General features: G+C 73.2%; 13 protein-coding genes. 6 read left to right on the top strand and 7 right to left on the bottom strand.

Features of this window, described 5'->3' with window-relative positions; genetic code table 11:
- The first annotated feature begins 49 nt into the window (after nt 1-49).
- Nucleotides 50-1084 carry an MsnO8 family LLM class oxidoreductase gene (locus tag AB0H53_RS24655; protein WP_362117273.1) on the top strand — a complete coding sequence of 345 codons (1035 nt, stop codon included), beginning with the start codon at nt 50-52 and terminating at the stop codon, nt 1082-1084.
- Nucleotides 1085-1105: 21 nt separating this feature from the next.
- A complete protein-coding gene (locus AB0H53_RS24650) occupies nt 1106-3460 on the top strand; it encodes an excinuclease ABC subunit UvrA (RefSeq protein ID WP_362117270.1) in 2355 nt (784 codons plus the stop codon).
- 35 nt (nt 3461-3495) lie between these two features.
- Here the strand turns inward: AB0H53_RS24650 and AB0H53_RS24645 are convergent, their stop codons facing one another.
- The 3 genes from AB0H53_RS24645 to AB0H53_RS24635 are packed head-to-tail and all read right to left on the bottom strand — an operon-like array spanning nt 3496 to nt 6892.
- Nucleotides 3496-4242 carry a succinate dehydrogenase/fumarate reductase iron-sulfur subunit gene (locus tag AB0H53_RS24645; protein ID WP_362117267.1) on the bottom strand — a complete coding sequence of 249 codons (747 nt, stop codon included), beginning with the start codon at nt 4240-4242 and terminating at the stop codon, nt 3496-3498.
- The gene (locus AB0H53_RS24640) at nt 4239-6185 is read right to left on the bottom strand and encodes a fumarate reductase/succinate dehydrogenase flavoprotein subunit (RefSeq protein ID WP_362117264.1); all 1947 of its coding nucleotides are present in this window, start codon (nt 6183-6185) and stop codon (nt 4239-4241) included. The genes AB0H53_RS24645 and AB0H53_RS24640 overlap by 4 nt, the downstream gene beginning before the upstream one ends.
- A 2-nt stretch (nt 6186-6187) precedes the next feature.
- Entirely contained in the window at nt 6188-6892 is a 705-nt protein-coding gene (locus AB0H53_RS24635; protein WP_362117261.1) for a succinate dehydrogenase, read from the bottom strand.
- Between the two features lie 82 nt (nt 6893-6974).
- Here AB0H53_RS24635 and AB0H53_RS24630 point away from each other — a divergent pair, with 82 nt between their 5' ends.
- The gene (locus AB0H53_RS24630; RefSeq protein ID WP_362117351.1) at nt 6975-7877 is read left to right on the top strand and encodes a LysR family transcriptional regulator; all 903 of its coding nucleotides are present in this window, start codon (nt 6975-6977) and stop codon (nt 7875-7877) included.
- Here AB0H53_RS24630 and AB0H53_RS24625 read toward each other — a convergent pair.
- From AB0H53_RS24625 to AB0H53_RS24615, 3 genes are all read right to left on the bottom strand, one after another.
- Nucleotides 7847-10009: an EAL domain-containing protein gene (locus AB0H53_RS24625; RefSeq protein WP_362117258.1), complete on the bottom strand. Its 2163-nt coding sequence runs from the start codon at nt 10007-10009 to the stop codon at nt 7847-7849. The genes AB0H53_RS24630 and AB0H53_RS24625 overlap by 31 nt on opposite strands.
- Nucleotides 10006-10818, bottom strand: coding sequence for an SAM-dependent methyltransferase (locus AB0H53_RS24620; RefSeq protein WP_362117255.1), 813 nt, complete (start codon nt 10816-10818; stop codon nt 10006-10008). The genes AB0H53_RS24625 and AB0H53_RS24620 overlap by 4 nt, the downstream gene beginning before the upstream one ends.
- A 247-nt stretch (nt 10819-11065) precedes the next feature.
- Nucleotides 11066-12100: an SCO0930 family lipoprotein gene (locus AB0H53_RS24615; protein WP_362117252.1), complete on the bottom strand. Its 1035-nt coding sequence runs from the start codon at nt 12098-12100 to the stop codon at nt 11066-11068.
- A 684-nt stretch (nt 12101-12784) separates the two neighbouring features.
- On the opposite strand from AB0H53_RS24615, the gene AB0H53_RS24610 reads away from it, so the two are divergent.
- From AB0H53_RS24610 to AB0H53_RS24600, 3 genes are all read left to right on the top strand, one after another.
- On the top strand, nt 12785-12928 hold the full coding sequence (locus tag AB0H53_RS24610) for a hypothetical protein (protein ID WP_362117249.1): 144 nt from the start codon (nt 12785-12787) through the stop codon (nt 12926-12928).
- Between the two features lie 44 nt (nt 12929-12972).
- The gene (locus tag AB0H53_RS24605; protein ID WP_362117246.1) at nt 12973-13737 is read left to right on the top strand and encodes a hypothetical protein; all 765 of its coding nucleotides are present in this window, start codon (nt 12973-12975) and stop codon (nt 13735-13737) included.
- Between the two features lie 186 nt (nt 13738-13923).
- Nucleotides 13924-14532 carry a hypothetical protein gene (locus tag AB0H53_RS24600; protein WP_362117243.1) on the top strand — a complete coding sequence of 203 codons (609 nt, stop codon included), beginning with the start codon at nt 13924-13926 and terminating at the stop codon, nt 14530-14532.
- Nucleotides 14533-14668: 136 nt separating this feature from the next.
- Here AB0H53_RS24600 and AB0H53_RS24595 read toward each other — a convergent pair whose 3' ends face one another.
- On the bottom strand, nt 14669-15196 hold the full coding sequence (locus AB0H53_RS24595; protein WP_362117240.1) for a hypothetical protein: 528 nt from the start codon (nt 15194-15196) through the stop codon (nt 14669-14671).
- Nucleotides 15197-15216: the final 20 nt, after the last annotated feature.

Here is a 15216-nt window from a genome sequence, read left to right as displayed (position 1 = left end):
GCGCCCCAGGGTAGGGAATCGTGGCGCGGCCCAGGCGTTGTACGTGGACGTGAGTTCATTGATCGCTTCCGTCCGATTCTCCGTACTGGACCGCTCCCGCACCCGCGAGGGACAGGGCGCGGGTGCGGCCCTGCGGGACACCGTGCGCCTGGCGCAGGAGGCCGAGGCGCTCGGGTACCACCGCTTCTGGGTCTCCGAGCACCACGGCGTGCCGGGGGTCGCGGGTTCCGCCCCTGTCGTCCTGGCCGCCGCGGTGGCCGGGGCGACCAGCTCCATCCGGGTCGGCACCGGCGGGGTGATGCTGCCCAACCACCAGCCGATGGTGGTCGCCGAGCAGTTCGGGGTGCTGGAGTCCCTCTTCCCCGGCCGCGTCGACATGGGCCTGGGCCGTTCGGTGGGGTTCACCGACGGGATACGGCGGGCCCTGGGCCGCGACAAGGAGGACGCCGGTGACTTCGCCGCGCGGCTGGCGGAGCTGCTCGGGTGGTTCACCGGTGCCCAGACCACCCACCCCGGAGTGCACGCCCGGCCGGCCGAGGGGCTGCGGGTCCCGCCGTACGTGCTGGCCACGGGCGAGGGCCCGGACATCGCCGCCGCGGCCGGTCTGCCACTGGTGATCGGCGATCTGAAGGGACGCCCGAAGGTGGTGGCCGCGATCGAGCGCTACCGCTCCGCCTTCCGCCCCTCCGCCTGGTCGCGGGAGCCGTATGTGGTGGTGGCGGGCACGGTGGCGGTCGCCGGGACCGAGGAGGAGGCGGCCCGGCTGCTGGTCCCCGAGGCGTGGGCGCTGGCGTACTCACGTACGCGGGGTGTCTTCCCGCCGCTCGCCCCGCCCGGGCGCGTCGCTGAGACGACGATGACCGCGCGGCAGCGGGAGTTCTACGAATCGGGGCTGCGCGGCCACATCCACGGCACCGAGGAGCAGGTGCGGGACGCCCTGGAGGCGGCGGTGCGGGAGACGGGCGCCGACGAGATCCTGGTCACCACCAGCACCCACGACCGCGCGGCGCTGCTGGACTCCTACCGGCGCCTGGCCCGCCTGGCGGGGCTGACCAGCACCGGCGGCCTCGCGAGCGCGGCCTAGCCGCGACCTAGACTCGGGGCCATGCCAGGCCCTCATGACCATGATCCGTACGTCCGGGTGCGCGGCGCCCGGGAGCACAACCTGCGCGGGGTCGACGTGGACGTCCCGCGTGACGCGATCGCCGTCTTCACCGGGGTCTCCGGCTCGGGCAAGTCCTCGCTCGCCTTCGGCACCATCTACGCGGAGGCCCAGCGGCGCTACTTCGAGTCGGTCGCGCCGTACGCCCGCCGGCTGATCCACCAGGTGGGCGCGCCCAAGGTGGGCGGGATCACCGGCCTGCCGCCCGCCGTCTCGCTGGAGCAGCGCCGGTCCGCGCCCACCTCCCGTTCATCGGTGGGCACCGTCACCACGCTGTCGAACTCGCTGCGGATGCTGTTCTCCCGGGCCGGCCGGCGTCCGCCCGGCGCCGAGCGGCTCGACTCGGACGCCTTCTCGCCGAACACGGCGGCCGGGGCCTGCCCCGAGTGCCACGGCCTGGGCCGGGTCCACCGCACCAGCGAGGAGCTGCTGGTGCCCGACCCGGGCCTGTCCATCCGGGAGGGCGCGATCGCCTCGTGGCCGGGCGCCTGGCAGGGCAAGAACCTGCGGGACGTGCTGGACGCCCTCGGGTACGACATCGACCGGCCGTGGCGGGAGCTGCCCCGTGCGGATCGGGAGTGGATCCTGTTCACCGACGAGCAGCCGGTCGTCACGGTCCACCCGGTGCGCGAGGCGGGACGTGTCCAGCGCCCGTACCAGGGCACCTACCAGAGCGCGCGGCGCCATGTGCTGCGCACGTTCGCCGAATCGAGGAGCCAGCCGCTGCGCGCCAAGGCGGAACGCTTCCTCACCAGCGGGCCCTGTCCGGTGTGCGGCGGGGCCCGGCTGCGGCCCGAGGCGCTGGCGGTCACCTTCGCGGGCCGGACCATCGCCGAGCTGGCCGCGCTGCCGCTGACCGAGCTGGCGGACGCCCTCCCGTACGGCGCGGGGGACGAGGCCGCCCGGGTCCTGACCGCCGACCTGACGGCCCGCATCGCCACCGTCACCGAGCTGGGCCTGGGCTACCTCAGCCTGGACCGGGCCACCCCCACCCTCTCCAGCGGCGAACTGCAACGGCTGCGGCTGGCCACTCAGCTGCGCGCCGGCCTGTTCGGGGTCGTGTACGTGCTGGACGAGCCGTCCGCCGGACTGCACCCGGCCGACACCGAGGCGCTGCTGGGGGTGCTGGACCGGCTGAAGGCGGCCGGGAACTCGGTGTTCGTGGTCGAGCACCATCTGGACGTGGTGCGTCACGCGGACTGGCTGGTCGATGTCGGCCCGGCGGCGGGTGAGCACGGGGGCCGGGTGCTGTACAGCGGTCCGCCGCGGGACCTGCGCCGGGTCGAGGCGTCGGTCACCCGGCGTTTCCTCTTCGACCGGGGCGCGCCGCCCGCGCGGTCGGTCCGGGAGCCCTCCGGGTGGCTGAGGACCGGTCCGGTGACCCGGCACAACCTGCGCGGCCTGGAGGCCCGGTTCCCGCTCGGTGTGTTCACCGCGGTGACCGGGGTGTCCGGCTCCGGCAAGTCGACGCTGGTGGCCGGGCTGTCCGGCGACCTCCCGGACGTGGCCCGGGTGGTCACGGTCGACCAGCGGCCGATCGGGCGTACCCCGCGCTCCAACCTGGCGACGTACACCGGCCTGTTCGACGTGGTGCGCAAGCTGTTCGCGGCCACCGGGGAGGCCCGGGCGCGCGGCTACCGGGCGGGGCGCTTCTCGTTCAATGTGGCCGGCGGGCGCTGCGAGACCTGCCAGGGCGAGGGGTTCGTCCCGGTGGAGCTGCTGTTCCTTCCCAGCACCTACACGCCGTGCCCGGACTGTGCCGGGGCCCGCTACAACACCGAGACCCTGGAGGTGCGGCTGCGGGGCCTCACCATCGCGGAGGTGCTGGACCTGACGGTGGAGGCGGCGGCGGAATTCTTCGCCGACGACCTGGCCGCCGTCCGCGGCCCGCGCGCCCTGCTGGACGTGGGGCTGGGGTACCTGCGGCTCGGGCAGCCGGCGACGGAGCTGTCCGGTGGCGAGGCGCAGCGGATCAAGCTCGCCACCGAGCTCCAGAGGCCGCGCCGGGGCCACACCCTCTACGTGCTGGACGAGCCCACGACCGGTCTGCACCCGGCGGACGTGGAGGTGCTGTTGCGCCAACTGCACGGGATGGTGGACGCGGGGCACTCGGTCGTGGTCGTCGAGCACGACATGGACGTGGTGGCGGGCGCGGACTGGGTGATCGACCTGGGACCGGGCGGCGGTGACGCGGGCGGCCGGATCGTGGCCGCCGGCCCGCCGGCCGAGGTGGCGACCGCGGCCGGCAGCCGCACCGCGCCGTACCTGGCGAGGTCCCTCGCCGGCCACGGCGGCTGACGCGCCCGGTGGGTGCCTGCCCGGCCGGGCGGGTGTCAGCGGCGGGCCTTGCGCGTCGCGCGCAGCCACTCCCTGTTCATCGCCGCGATCGACGGCAGGGGGATGCCCTTGGGGCAGACGGTGGCGCACTCCCCGGCCAGGGTGCAGCCGCCGAAGCCCTCGTCGTCCATGGCCCGCACCATGTCGAGCACGCGGGTCTCGCGCTCCGGCGCCCCTTGCGGCAACACGTTGAGGTGGTTGACCTTGGCCGAGGTGAACAGCATCGCCGAGCCGTTGGGGCAGGCGGCCACGCAGGCGCCGCAGCCGATGCACTCGGCGTGCTCGAAGGCGGAGTCGGCGTCGGCCTTGGGCACCGGTGTGGCGTGCGCCTCGGGCGCCGAGCCGGTGGGGGCGCTGATGTACCCGCCGGCCTGGACGATCCGGTCGAAGGCCGATCGGTCCACCACCAGGTCCTTGACGACCGGGAAGGCGGCGGCCCGCCACGGCTCGACGTCGATGGTGTCGCCGTCCCGGAAGGACCGCATGTGCAGCTGGCAGGCGGTGGTGCGCTCCGGCCCGTGGGCGTCGCCGTTGATGACCAGGCTGCACGCGCCGCAGATGCCCTCGCGGCAGTCGTGGTCGAAGGCGACCGGGTCCTCGCCGTTCAGGGTGAGCTGCTCGTTGAGGGTGTCGAGCATCTCCAGGAAGGACATGTCGGCGGAGATGCCGTCGACCTCGTAGACCGCCATGGTGCCGGGGGCGTCGGCGTTCTTCTGGCGCCAGACGCGCAGGGTGAGCCTCATGCGTAGCTCCGCTGGGTGGGGTGGACGTACGCGAAGACGAGGTCTTCGCGGTGGAGGACGGGAGCCTGCCCGGCGGCGGTGAACTCCCAGGCGGCGACGTAGGAGAACTCCTCGTCGTCGCGGGCCGCCTCGCCGTCCGGGGTCTGGGACTCCTCGCGGAAGTGGCCGCCGCAGGACTCCGTGCGGTGCAGCGCGTCGAGGCACATCAGCTCGGCGAGCTCCAGGTAGTCCACCACGCGGTTGGCCTTCTCCAGGGACTGGTTGAACTCCTCGCCGGTGCCGGGGACCTTGACCCGGCGCCAGAACTCCTCGCGGATCCGGGGGATCCGCTCCAGCGCCTCGCGTAGGCCCCGGTCGGTGCGGGCCATGCCGCACAGCTCCCACATCAGCTCGCCCAGTTCGCGGTGGAAGGAGTCGGGAGTGCGGTCGCCGTCCACGGCCAGCAGCAGGGCCAGCCGGTCCTCGGTGTCCGCGATCGTCTCGGCGACCACCGGGTGGCCGGGGGTCACCGGCTCCAGGCGCGGCAGGCGGGCGAGGTAGTCGTTGATGGTGGACGGCAGCACGAAGTAGCCGTCGGCCAGGCCCTGCATCAGCGCGGAGGCGCCGAGCCGGTTGGCGCCGTGGTCGGAGAAGTTGGCCTCGCCGATGGCGAAGAGTCCGGGGACGGTGGTCTGGAGGTCGTAGTCGACCCACAGGCCGCCCATCGTGTAGTGCACGGCGGGGTAGATCCGCATCGGCACCTCGTAGGGGTTCTCCGCGGTGATCCGCTCGTACATCTCGAAGAGGTTGCCGTACTTCGCCTCGACCCCGGCCCCGCCCATGCGGCCGATGGCGTCGGCGAAGTCGAGGTAGACGCCCTGGCCGCCGGGGCCGACGCCGCGCCCCTCGTCGCAGACGTTCTTGGCGGCGCGGGAGGCGATGTCGCGCGGGACCAGATTGCCGAAGGAGGGGTAGATCCGCTCCAGGTAGTAGTCGCGCTCGTCCTCGGGTATGTCGCCGGGCTGGCGGGTGTCGCCCTTGGCCGCGGGCACCCAGATGCGCCCGTCGTTGCGCAGGGACTCGCTCATCAGCGTCAGCTTGGACTGGTGGTCGCCGGTGCGCGGGATGCAGGTGGGGTGGATCTGGGTGAAGCAGGGGTTGGCGAAGTACGCGCCGCGCCGGTGCGCCCGCCAGACGGCGGTCGCGTTGGAGTTCATGGCGTTGGTCGACAGGTAGAAGACGTTGCCGTAGCCGCCGGTCGCGAGGACCACCGCGTCGGCGAAGTGCGTGGTGATCTCTCCGCCGACCAGGTCGCGGGCGACGATGCCACGGGCCCGTCCGTCGATCACGATCAGGTCGAGCATCTCGGTGCGCGGGTGCATCTCGACGTTCCCCGCCGCGATCTGCCGCGACAGCGCCTGGTAGGCGCCGAGCAGCAGTTGCTGGCCCGTCTGGCCACGGGCGTAGAAGGTGCGGGAGACCTGGACACCGCCGAAGGACCGGGTGTCGAGCAGGCCGCCGTACTCCCGGGCGAAGGGCACGCCCTGGGCGACGCACTGGTCGATGATCTCCACGGAGATCTGGGCGAGCCGGTGGACGTTGGACTCCCGGGCCCGGAAGTCGCCGCCCTTGACGGTGTCGTAGAACAGGCGGTGCACCGAGTCGCCGTCGTTGCGGTAGTTCTTGGCGGCGTTGATGCCGCCCTGCGCGGCGATGGAGTGGGCGCGGCGCGGCGAGTCCTGGTAGCAGAACTGGACGACGTGGTAGCCCTGTTCGGCGAGGGTGGCGCCGGCGGAGCCGCCCGCCAGGCCGGTGCCGACGACGATGACGGTGTGCTTGCGGCGGTTGGCGGGGTTGACCAGCCTGGCCTCGAAGCGGCGCTTGTCCCAGCGCTCGGCGATGGGTCCGTCCGGCGCCTTGGTGTCGACGAGCGGGGCGCCGGTCTCGTATGCGGTACTGCTCATGGTCAGTTCACCAGTCCAGTCATGACGGCGACGGGTACGGAGAGGAAGCCCGCGGTCAGCACGAGCGCGAGGGCGTTGGCGGTGGCCTTCAGGGCGCGGTCGCGCCTCGCGTTGCCCACGCCGAGGGTCTGGGCCGCCGACCAGAAGCCGTGCCGGACGTGCAGCCCGACGGCCAGCATGGCGACGATGTAGACGACGTTGCCGTACCAGGTGGAGAAGGTCGCGACGACGTTCTCGTACGGGTGGCCGTGCTGGGCGTTCGGGTTCACGGTCAGCGTCGTCAGGTCGAGGATGTGCCAGACGATGAACAGCCCCACGATGACGCCGCCCCAGCGCATGGTGCGGGTGGCGTAGCTCGCCCGGCGGCGCTTGTGGGCGTACGCGGTGGGGCGGGCCTTGATGTCACGCCTGCTGAGCTGGTAGGCGGAGACGGCATGGGCCGCGACGGCGGCCAGCAGGACCACGCGGACGAGCCACAGGGCCCACTCCTCGTGCAGGACCGGGCCGCCCATGGTGCGCAGCCAGCGGCCGTAGGCGTTGAACTCGCCCGGCCCGAAGAAGACCTTCAGGTTGCCCATCACATGGGCGACCAGGTAGCCGAGCATGATCAGGCCGCTGACGGCCATGACCGCCTTCTTGCCGACGGTGGATTCCCAGAGCGTGCGGGTGAGGGACGGTTTCCGGTCCGTCCGCGTTGCCAGAGCCATGCCTCGACGTTAGGCGCCCGCTGGCGGAGAGGTCCAACACATGGTTCTGCTGCTGTCCATAGGCACGCCCTATTGTGGAGGGATGCAGCTCCAGCAGCTCCAGTATTTCGTCGCGGTCGCCGAGACCCGGCACTTCACCCGGGCCGCCGAACGCGTCCATGTCTCGCAGCCCTCGCTGTCCCAGCAGATCCGGGCCCTGGAGAAGGAGCTGGGGGCCGAGCTCTTCAGCCGCGCCCGGGGCAATATCGCCCTCACCGACGCGGGCGAGACGCTGCTGCCGCTGGCCCGTCGCATCCTCGCGGACGCCGACACCGCCCGGTACGAGGTCCAGGAGCTGGCCCAGCTCCGGCGCGGCCGGGTGCGACTGGGTGCCACGCCCAGCCTGTGCACCGGTCTGCTGCCCGAGGTGCTGCGGACCTTCCACGACCTGCATCCGGGCGTCCAGCTCCTGATCGAGGAGAGCGGCTCGCACGATCTGGTGCGGGAGCTGGCGCGCGGCGCGCTCGACCTCGCCCTGGTCGTGCTGCCGCTGCCCGCCCCCTCCCCCGCCCTCACCACCGTCGAGCTGCTCCACGAGGACCTGGTGGTGGTCTCGTCCGCGGCGGCACCGGCCCCGCCGCGGCCGGTACGCGTCGCCGACCTGCGCGACCAGCCCCTGGTGATGTTCCGGCACGGCTACGACCTGCGGGAGCTGACGGTCGCCGCGTGCCGGGCGGAGGGGTTCGAGCCGTCGTTCACGGTGGAGGGCGGCGAGCTGGACGCCGTCCTCGGGTTCGTCCGGGCGGGGCTGGGGCTCGCCGTCGTACCGAGCATGGTGGCGGGCAGGGCGGGCCGCGATCTGCGGGTCACCGCCCTGGCCCGCCCGGGCCTGCGCCGGACCATCGGGCTGGCGCACCGCAGCGATGTGGCACCGCCCCGGGCCGCCCGCGAGCTGATGAGGGTGCTGCTGAGGTCTCAGACCGCGTCGGCCAGCACCAGGGAATGAATCCGGTCGGGAGCCCCCGGCCGGGCGTAGTACCAGCCCTGCGCCGTGTCGCAGCCCAGCTCCCGGAGCTGCTCCGCCTGCGCCCCGGTCTCCACGCCCTCCACCGTCACCGCCAGCTCCAGGCTGTGCGCCAGCGCGACGATCCCCTCCACGATCTTCAGGTCGACGGGGTCGGCCGGCAGCCGCTGCATGCCCTGGGTGAACGAGCGGTCCAGCTTCAGCACGCTCACCGGCAGCCTGCGCAGGTTGGCCAGGTTGGAGTAGCCGGTGCCGAAGTCGTCGAGCGCTATGTCCACGCCCATCTCGGCCAACTGGCGCAGCGGCTTGAGCAGGTCCTCCTCGGCGCCGATCAGCGCGGACTCGGTGACCTCCAGGCACAGCGCGCCGGGGTCCAGACCGGACCGGTCCAGTACGTCCACGATGTCGTTGACCAGGCCGGGGTGGTGCAGCTGGGTCGGCGAGAGGTTGACGTTGATCCGCAGCGGCCCGCCGTCGGAGTGCCGCCGGTTCCAGTACCTGGCCTGGCGCACCGCCTCCTGGAGCACCCACCGGCCGAGCGGCACGATCAGCCCGGTGTGCTCGGCGAGCGGGATGAACCGGTCCGGGCCCAGCACCCCGTGCTGGGGGTGGCACCAGCGCACCAGCGCCTCGGCGCCGTGCACGCTGCCGTCGCCGAGGTGCACCAGCGGCTGGTACTCGATGAAGAACTCGCCGCGGTCCAGCGCCGTGGGCAGCGCGGTGGTCAGGCCGTGCCGGGTGATGGCCCGCGCGTCGGCCTCCGGGTCGGCCCGCTCGAAGCGGTTGCCGCCGGCCGACTTCGCCCGGTACATGGTGATGTCGGCGCTGCGCAGCACCTCCGCCGAGCCGCGTTCGCCGGCCGGTCCCTCCACGATGCCGATGCTGCCCCGCACGGTCAGCTCACGGCCGTCCAGCCGGACGGGGACGGCGAGCGCGGCGAGGATGCGGTGGGCGAGCTCGGTGACCTCCTCCTCGGTGTCGGGTCCGGTGGTGAGCGCCACGAACTCGTCGCCGCCCAGCCGGGCCACCATCTCCCCCGGCCGTGTGGCGCAGCTCTGCAGCCGGTCGGCGACCTCCACCAGGAGCCGGTCGCCGGCCGAGTGCCCCAGGCTGTCGTTGATCGCCTTGAAACCGTCGAGGTCGAGGTAGCAGAGCCCGAAGCGGGAGCCGTCGGACGCGCAGAGGGCCTTGTCCAGCCGTTCGAAGAAGAGCGTCCGGTTGGGCAGCCCGGTCAGCGCGTCGTGCGTCGCCTCGTAGCGCAGCCGCAGGTTGAGCAGCCGGCGTTCGGTGGTGTCCTCCATCAGCGCGAGCTGGTACTGCGGCTCGCCGTCGGCGTCGCGCAGCAGGGACACCGTCAGATTGGTCCACAGCACCGTGCCGTCACCCCGGTAGAAGGGCTTCTCCACGCGGAAGTGCTCGCGCTCGCCGCGGACCAGCTCGTCGTAGAGCTTCCACACGTGCGGCTGGTCCTCGGGGTGCACCCACTCGGTGGTCCTGCGCCCGCGCACATGGTGCTCCAGGCCGCCGAACATCCGGGTGAGGGTCTCGTTGACCTCCAGCACGTTGCCGTCGAGATCGGCGATGCCGATGCCGATGGCCGCGCCTTCGAAGACGGCCCGGAAGCGGGCCTCGGTGGCGTGCAGCGCCTGTTCGGCGACGCTGCGCGCGGCGAGCGCCGAGCGGGCGATGGCCTCCTGCTCGGCGAGGGTGCGCTCGCGCAGCGCCTGGGCGAATCCGGTGGCCAGCGCGTGCTGCAACCGGGCGCAGCGGGCGCGCAGCTCCTCGGCGGACTCGGACCTGCCGATGCCGCAGTACAGCACCAGGTAGGAGTCGACCACACCGAGGGTGCGGCCCAGGGCGTCCGGGTCGGTGCAGTGCGCTGCCACCAGGTGGGCGCCGACGCGGTGCGCGGGCGCCGGGTCGAAGTGCCGCGCGTGCAGTGCGGTACTCAGCTCCCGGGCCCACGGCAGCAGGTGCTGTTCGAACTCGGGGCGGGTCAGCGACGTGGCGGTGACCGGGAAGATCGCCCGGCTCCAGATCGTCGCGAACCGCCGGAGTCTGTCCTCCAGGCCGTCCGGCTCCGCCGAACCGTCCCCCCGCGCGAGCACGCTCACGCCTTGCGCCCCACCCCGGCGTAAGCCGAGAACGCGTAGGGGTCCTCCTGCTCGGTGGGTGTCTCCGGCCGCCACTCCGGCATGGCCACCAGACCCGGTTCGAGCAGTTCGTACCCGTCGAAGAAGCGCGCCACCTCCTCGCGGGAGCGCATCACCAGCGGGTTGCGGATGTCCCGGTAGACATCGACGGCGGCGCCCGCCCGCTCCTGGGGCACCGGGACGCGCTCGTACGAGGCGTGGGTGAGGATCAGCAGGCTCCCGGGCGCGAGCGCGTCGCGCAGCTCGGCGACGGCCCGCCGCGGGTCGTCCGCGTCCTCCAGGAAGTGCAGTACGGCGACGAGCATCAGCGCCACCGGCCGCTCCAGGTCCAGGAGTTGGACCACCTCGGGGGCGGTGAGGATGTCCTTGGGCTTGCGCAGGTCGGCCGCGAGGACCGCGGTGCGCTCGTCGCCCTCCAGTACGGCCTTGCTGTGGGCGACGGCGACCGGGTCGTGGTCCACGTACACGACGCGGGCCTCGGGGCTGGCCTGCCGGGCGATCTCGTGGGCGTTGCCGAAGGTCGGGATGCCGGAACCTATGTCGAGGAACTGGGTGACGCCCTCACTCACCGCGTGGCGCACCGCGCGGCGCATGAACGCCCGGTTGGCCTGCATGATCTTGGGAAGCCCCGGCATGAACTCCATGGCCCGGCGGGCGGCTTCCCGGTCCACCTCGAAATTGTGCGAGCCGCCCAGGTAGTAGTCGTAAATGCGGGACACGCTCGGCACCGAAATATCGATACCCGGCGGGGCCCAGGCGGGACGCTCCATCGATGTCTCCAACAACTCGCCACGGGGGACGGCCGTGTTCATGGCCGGTGTTCGAGCCGAGGCTACTGATCGCCCGCCGGGAGAGCGAGAGGAAACGGAAATTATCGATCCGTTCTTGGTCACACACCAGTGGCACGTGCAAGCGGAACCGCCGCTTCACGCAGGGGGCGTGAGGCGGCGGTCCGGTGGGTGCCCCGGCGGGCGGGTGGGAGGGCACCCACGAGGCCGAAGACGCGCGCGGGGGACCCTACTTGGGCGCTCCGACCATCTTCCCCTCGGGCGAGACGGCGTACCACGTGCCGCCCACGCCCTGCCCGTTGGTGTCGCCGGGCTTCTTGTCACCGGCGAAGGTGTAGAGGGGCCAGCAGTCGATGGTCTGCTGCTTGATGCCGTCGGGCCGGTTGAACGTCACAAAGCCCTTCTTCTTGATCCCCTCGGTGTCGTTCTTGTCGACCGGCTCGACGACCGGCCACTTCTTGAGGCAGTCCCCGGTGCAGGCGGTCTTCATCGGCCAGGCCGAGTCCTTCTCGAACCGGTAGACCGTCATTCCGTTCCGGTCGACCACGACCTCGCCCAGCTTGGGGTCGTCACGCACGGACAGCCCGGCCAGGTCGACGGAGGAGCCGCCGTCGGCGCCCTCCCCGGTGTCACCCGCTTCCCCGGCGGAGCCGGCCTCCTCACCGGCGCCGGCCTCCTGACCGGCCGCGCCGCCCGGTGCCGCCTTCTTGCCGTCGGGGGCCGCCGCGTACCAGGTACCGCCCACGCCCTGGCCCTTGACGTCGCCGGTCTTGGTGTCCTTGGCGTACCGGTACATCGGCCAGCCGTCGATGGTGAGCTGCTTGGTGCCGTCGTCGCGGGTCAACTCGCCGATCAGGGAGGCGTCGACGCCGGCCGGGGGCTTGGCCCCGTCGGCGCTCACCACGGGCCAGGCCGTGGCACACTCCCCCTCGCAGGCGGACTTGGGAGGGTTGGCGGTGTCCTTGTCGAAGCGGTAGAGGGTGAAGCCCTCACTGTCGGTGACCACCTGGCCGAACTGCTTGCTGTCCCACACGGCGAGCTGGCCGGCGGGTTTGGCGGCGGTCGCCGCGCCGCCCGCCGCGCCGGCGCCGGAGCCGTAACCACTGCCGGATCCATAGCCGTTCTCGGCGGGCGCTCCGGCCGGAGCGGCGGCGCCCACCGACCCGGCGGGGCTCTGGTCGCCCTTGTCCTGACCGCACGCCGTCGTCAGCGCCAGCATGGCCGCCGCGGTCACCGCGAGCGAGGCGTTCCGCCAGGTGTTCATATCGACTCCCGTTGCATGGATTTCCTTCGCGGCGTCCAGGTGCGCCGTTCATGGCCCTAGGTACGGCCGTGGAGGGGCCGCGTGTTCAACGCGGGCGCCGGAAAAATTCCCCCGGGGCAAACGCCCGGTGCCGAAGAACCACTCCATCAGGGGAATCACCGCGCTCACCGGCCACTTGGCGCCCCTGTGCCACCCATGCTCGTCAGCGTGTACGGAACGCTCCTCGTTCGGCTGCCCATGGCCGCCGCCCTGGTCTGGCTGCTGGCGGTGCCGCTGCCGGCGACGGCCGACAGCTGTGCCTACGCCCACACCGGCCCGGGCGGCCAGGACTCCGCGGTCGCGGTGGCGGGCGGTGACGACTGCCCGGTCGTCCCCTCGCCCGCGCCGGAGCCGCCGCCCCCGACGTCCCCCGCGCCGCCTCCACCCCCTTCGCCGACGCCGCCGCCCTCGCCGCCTCCGCCGCCTCCGGCGCCGCCTCGGCCCTCCCCGGAACCACCACCCCCCGCGCCGGTCCCGCCGCCCGTACCGGTGGCCCCGGAACCGCCTCCGCCGGCACCCTCCCCCGCGCACGCCGTACCGCCGGCGCCACCGGCACCGCCGCCCGCGCCGGGCCCACGGCCGGCTCCCGAGCCCGAGCCGGCCTCCGAGCCCGGGCCCAGCCCGTCGGCCCGTCCCGGACCCCCGGTGCCGTCCCCGGTCCGGCTGCCCACCTACCGGCGCGCCGCGCGCCCGGAGCCGGGCGGCGGCCCGTCCCTGGTCTCCCTGATGCTCCTGCTCACGGCCCCCGCGGTGCTCGCCGCGGCGGTGCTGCGCCCCCGCTCCCGCTGACCCACGGCCCCCGGCCACGCCCGGGTACGCCGACGGAGGTTCCCTTGTCGGAATGGCTCGTCCTGTCCATCGCGATGGCCTCGGCCTGCGCCGTCGTCCTGACCATCGTGGTCATCAACAACCGCCGCCTCCGGGACGACGACGACCCGACCCAGACCCCGGACGTCATGGAGTACATGACGATGATGATCGGTGTGGTGTACGCGATCGTCCTGGGCCTGGCGATCGCCGGGGTGTGGGAGGCCCGCGGCTCGGCGCAGGAGTCCGTCCGCCACGAGGCACAGGCACTGCACGAGGTGAGGACCCGCGTCGCGGTCTGGCCGGTCGCCGTGCGCGACCGGGTACGTGACGACGTGGACGCCTATGTGTCCCATGTCGTGGGCACCGAGTGGCGGGTGATGGCCGACCGCGGCGAGCTGTCGCCGGAGGGGGCCGAACTGCTGGAGCGGGTGCGCCGCGGCGTGAGCGACTACCGGCCGGCCGACGACCACGAGGCCGAGGCGTACCAGCCGCTGGTGGACCAGGTGGCCGCCGCCGACGACGCCCGCAACGCGCGGGGCCAGAACGCGGGTGCCACCATGCCGGGCGTCGTCTGGTTCGGGCTGGTCACCGGGGCGCTGATCACGGTGGGACTGATCTTCACCCTCCAGATCCGGCGCACCTTCCGCGAGCTGCTGCTGGCCGGCCTGTTCAGTTCGCTGATCGCCTTCCTGCTCTTCCTGATCTGGTCGCTGGACGCCCCGTTCGGCCACGGGATCGCGGCGAACGCCGACCCGTTCCTCGCCCTCTTCCCGCACCTGGGGAGCTGAGGGGCGGACCGCGCGGCGGACGGGTGACCCCGTGGGGGGCGCCGTTCGAGTGACCGGGGTGCCCCATTCGACCGCCAGCGATCGCGGTTGTGGTAGGGCGCTCCTAGCGTTTCGGACATCGAGGTGCATACCAGGCCCTTGTGGAAATCCGTTCCGCAGCTGCCCCTCGGGACCGGAGGATCGACCATGCGTGCGATACGTGCCGTCTCCGCCGCTCTGCTCGGAGCGGCCGCTCTCGCCCTCACCGCGCCCGCCGCCGCCGCGGTGCCGTCGTCCGTCACATCGGCCCCCGGTGACTTCGCCATCAGCCCCACCACGGTGGCGCCGGGCGGCCGGGTCGTACTGACCGCCCCGGGCTGCCGGGGCACCGCGATGGCCTCGTCGGGCGTCTTCGACACGGTCACCATCCCGGCGCGCGGCGCGGCGACGGCCATCGTCGACTGGGACGCCAAGCGGGGCGCGGTCTACACCGTGTCCTTCACCTGCGCGGGCGGGTCGCCCGGCACCGTGGACCTCACCATCGCCGGGGCCACCCGGGCCCCGACGACCAGCTCGACCGCCGTCCCGACCGTGACGGCCACCACCACGGCCACCGCCACGGCGACCACCACGGCCACGGCGACCCGGACGGCCGGGGTGGTCGTCTCACCCAGCCAGGGCGTGCGCGGCGGCCTCGGCGGCAGCCGCGACCAGTGGAACGCCGGCCAGCTCGTCGCCGGGACGGCGCTGTTCGTCGCCGCCGCCACCGGTGTGATCCACGTGGCCCGCCGCCGGGCCGAGGCCCGGCGCCACTGAGTCGGCCCGTCGGCCCGGGCCGGCGCCACGGAGCGGGCGGCGCACCGCCGCCCTGCGCCGTGCAGCCCGTCGCCCCGGGTCCTGGTCCAGGACCCGGGGCGACGGGCGTACTCGGCCGACCGGGAGGTTCGGCCGGTCAGGCCTTTCCGCCGCTCAGGCGACGGCGCCGGCTGATGAACAGCCCGCCGCCGATGGCCGCCGTGCCGACCAGGGCCGCCCCGATGGCCATCTCGGTGGAGGTGGGGGCCATCGAGCCGCCGATGCCGCCCTCCGAGCCCCGGCCCCGGATCACCGTGAAAGTGCGCGTGACCACCATGGAGTGGTCACCGCAGCGGACGGCGAGGTTGTACTGGCCGGGGGTGGCGTGGTCGTAGACGCGGGGTGTGGCGGTCGCGATTCCCGAGCCGTGCTGCGTGACGAGGGGCGTGCTCGGGAAGGCGTTGGACGTCACCGTCCCGCCCTGCCGGCACCCCGTGACGGTGACCGTCAGGGTGCCGCCCTGGTGGACCTGGGTCGGGGAGACCGTGACGTTGGTCGGGCCCCCGCCCCGGGCCGGGGAGGCCGCGACGCTGGTCGGACCGGTGGTGGCGGCGGCCTGCGGGGCCCAGACCCCGACGGCCGCGCAGGCGGTGGCGGCCACCGCGAGAACGCGTGAAGCACGCATGGTTGAACCTCCAGTGGAAG

The sequence above is a fragment of the Streptomyces sp. NPDC050856 genome (genome assembly GCF_040653855.1).
Classification (GTDB): domain Bacteria; phylum Actinomycetota; class Actinomycetes; order Streptomycetales; family Streptomycetaceae; genus Streptomyces.
This window is presented reverse-complemented; position numbering and strand designations above follow the sequence as displayed.

Coding starts and splice junctions, on each gene's coding strand:
- AB0H53_RS24650 (WP_362117270.1), top strand. CDS start 1,106: ATGCCAGGCCCTCATGACCATGATCCGTACGTCCGGGTGCGCGGCGCC.
- AB0H53_RS24645 (WP_362117267.1), bottom strand. CDS start 4,242: ATGAGGCTCACCCTGCGCGTCTGGCGCCAGAAGAACGCCGACGCCCCC.
- AB0H53_RS24640 (WP_362117264.1), bottom strand. CDS start 6,185: ATGAGCAGTACCGCATACGAGACCGGCGCCCCGCTCGTCGACACCAAG.
- AB0H53_RS24635 (WP_362117261.1), bottom strand. CDS start 6,892: ATGGCTCTGGCAACGCGGACGGACCGGAAACCGTCCCTCACCCGCACG.
- AB0H53_RS24630 (WP_362117351.1), top strand. CDS start 6,975: ATGCAGCTCCAGCAGCTCCAGTATTTCGTCGCGGTCGCCGAGACCCGG.
- AB0H53_RS24620 (WP_362117255.1), bottom strand. CDS start 10,818: ATGGAGCGTCCCGCCTGGGCCCCGCCGGGTATCGATATTTCGGTGCCG.
- AB0H53_RS24615 (WP_362117252.1), bottom strand. CDS start 12,100: ATGAACACCTGGCGGAACGCCTCGCTCGCGGTGACCGCGGCGGCCATG.
- AB0H53_RS24600 (WP_362117243.1), top strand. CDS start 13,924: ATGCGTGCGATACGTGCCGTCTCCGCCGCTCTGCTCGGAGCGGCCGCT.
- AB0H53_RS24595 (WP_362117240.1), bottom strand. CDS start 15,196: ATGCGTGCTTCACGCGTTCTCGCGGTGGCCGCCACCGCCTGCGCGGCC.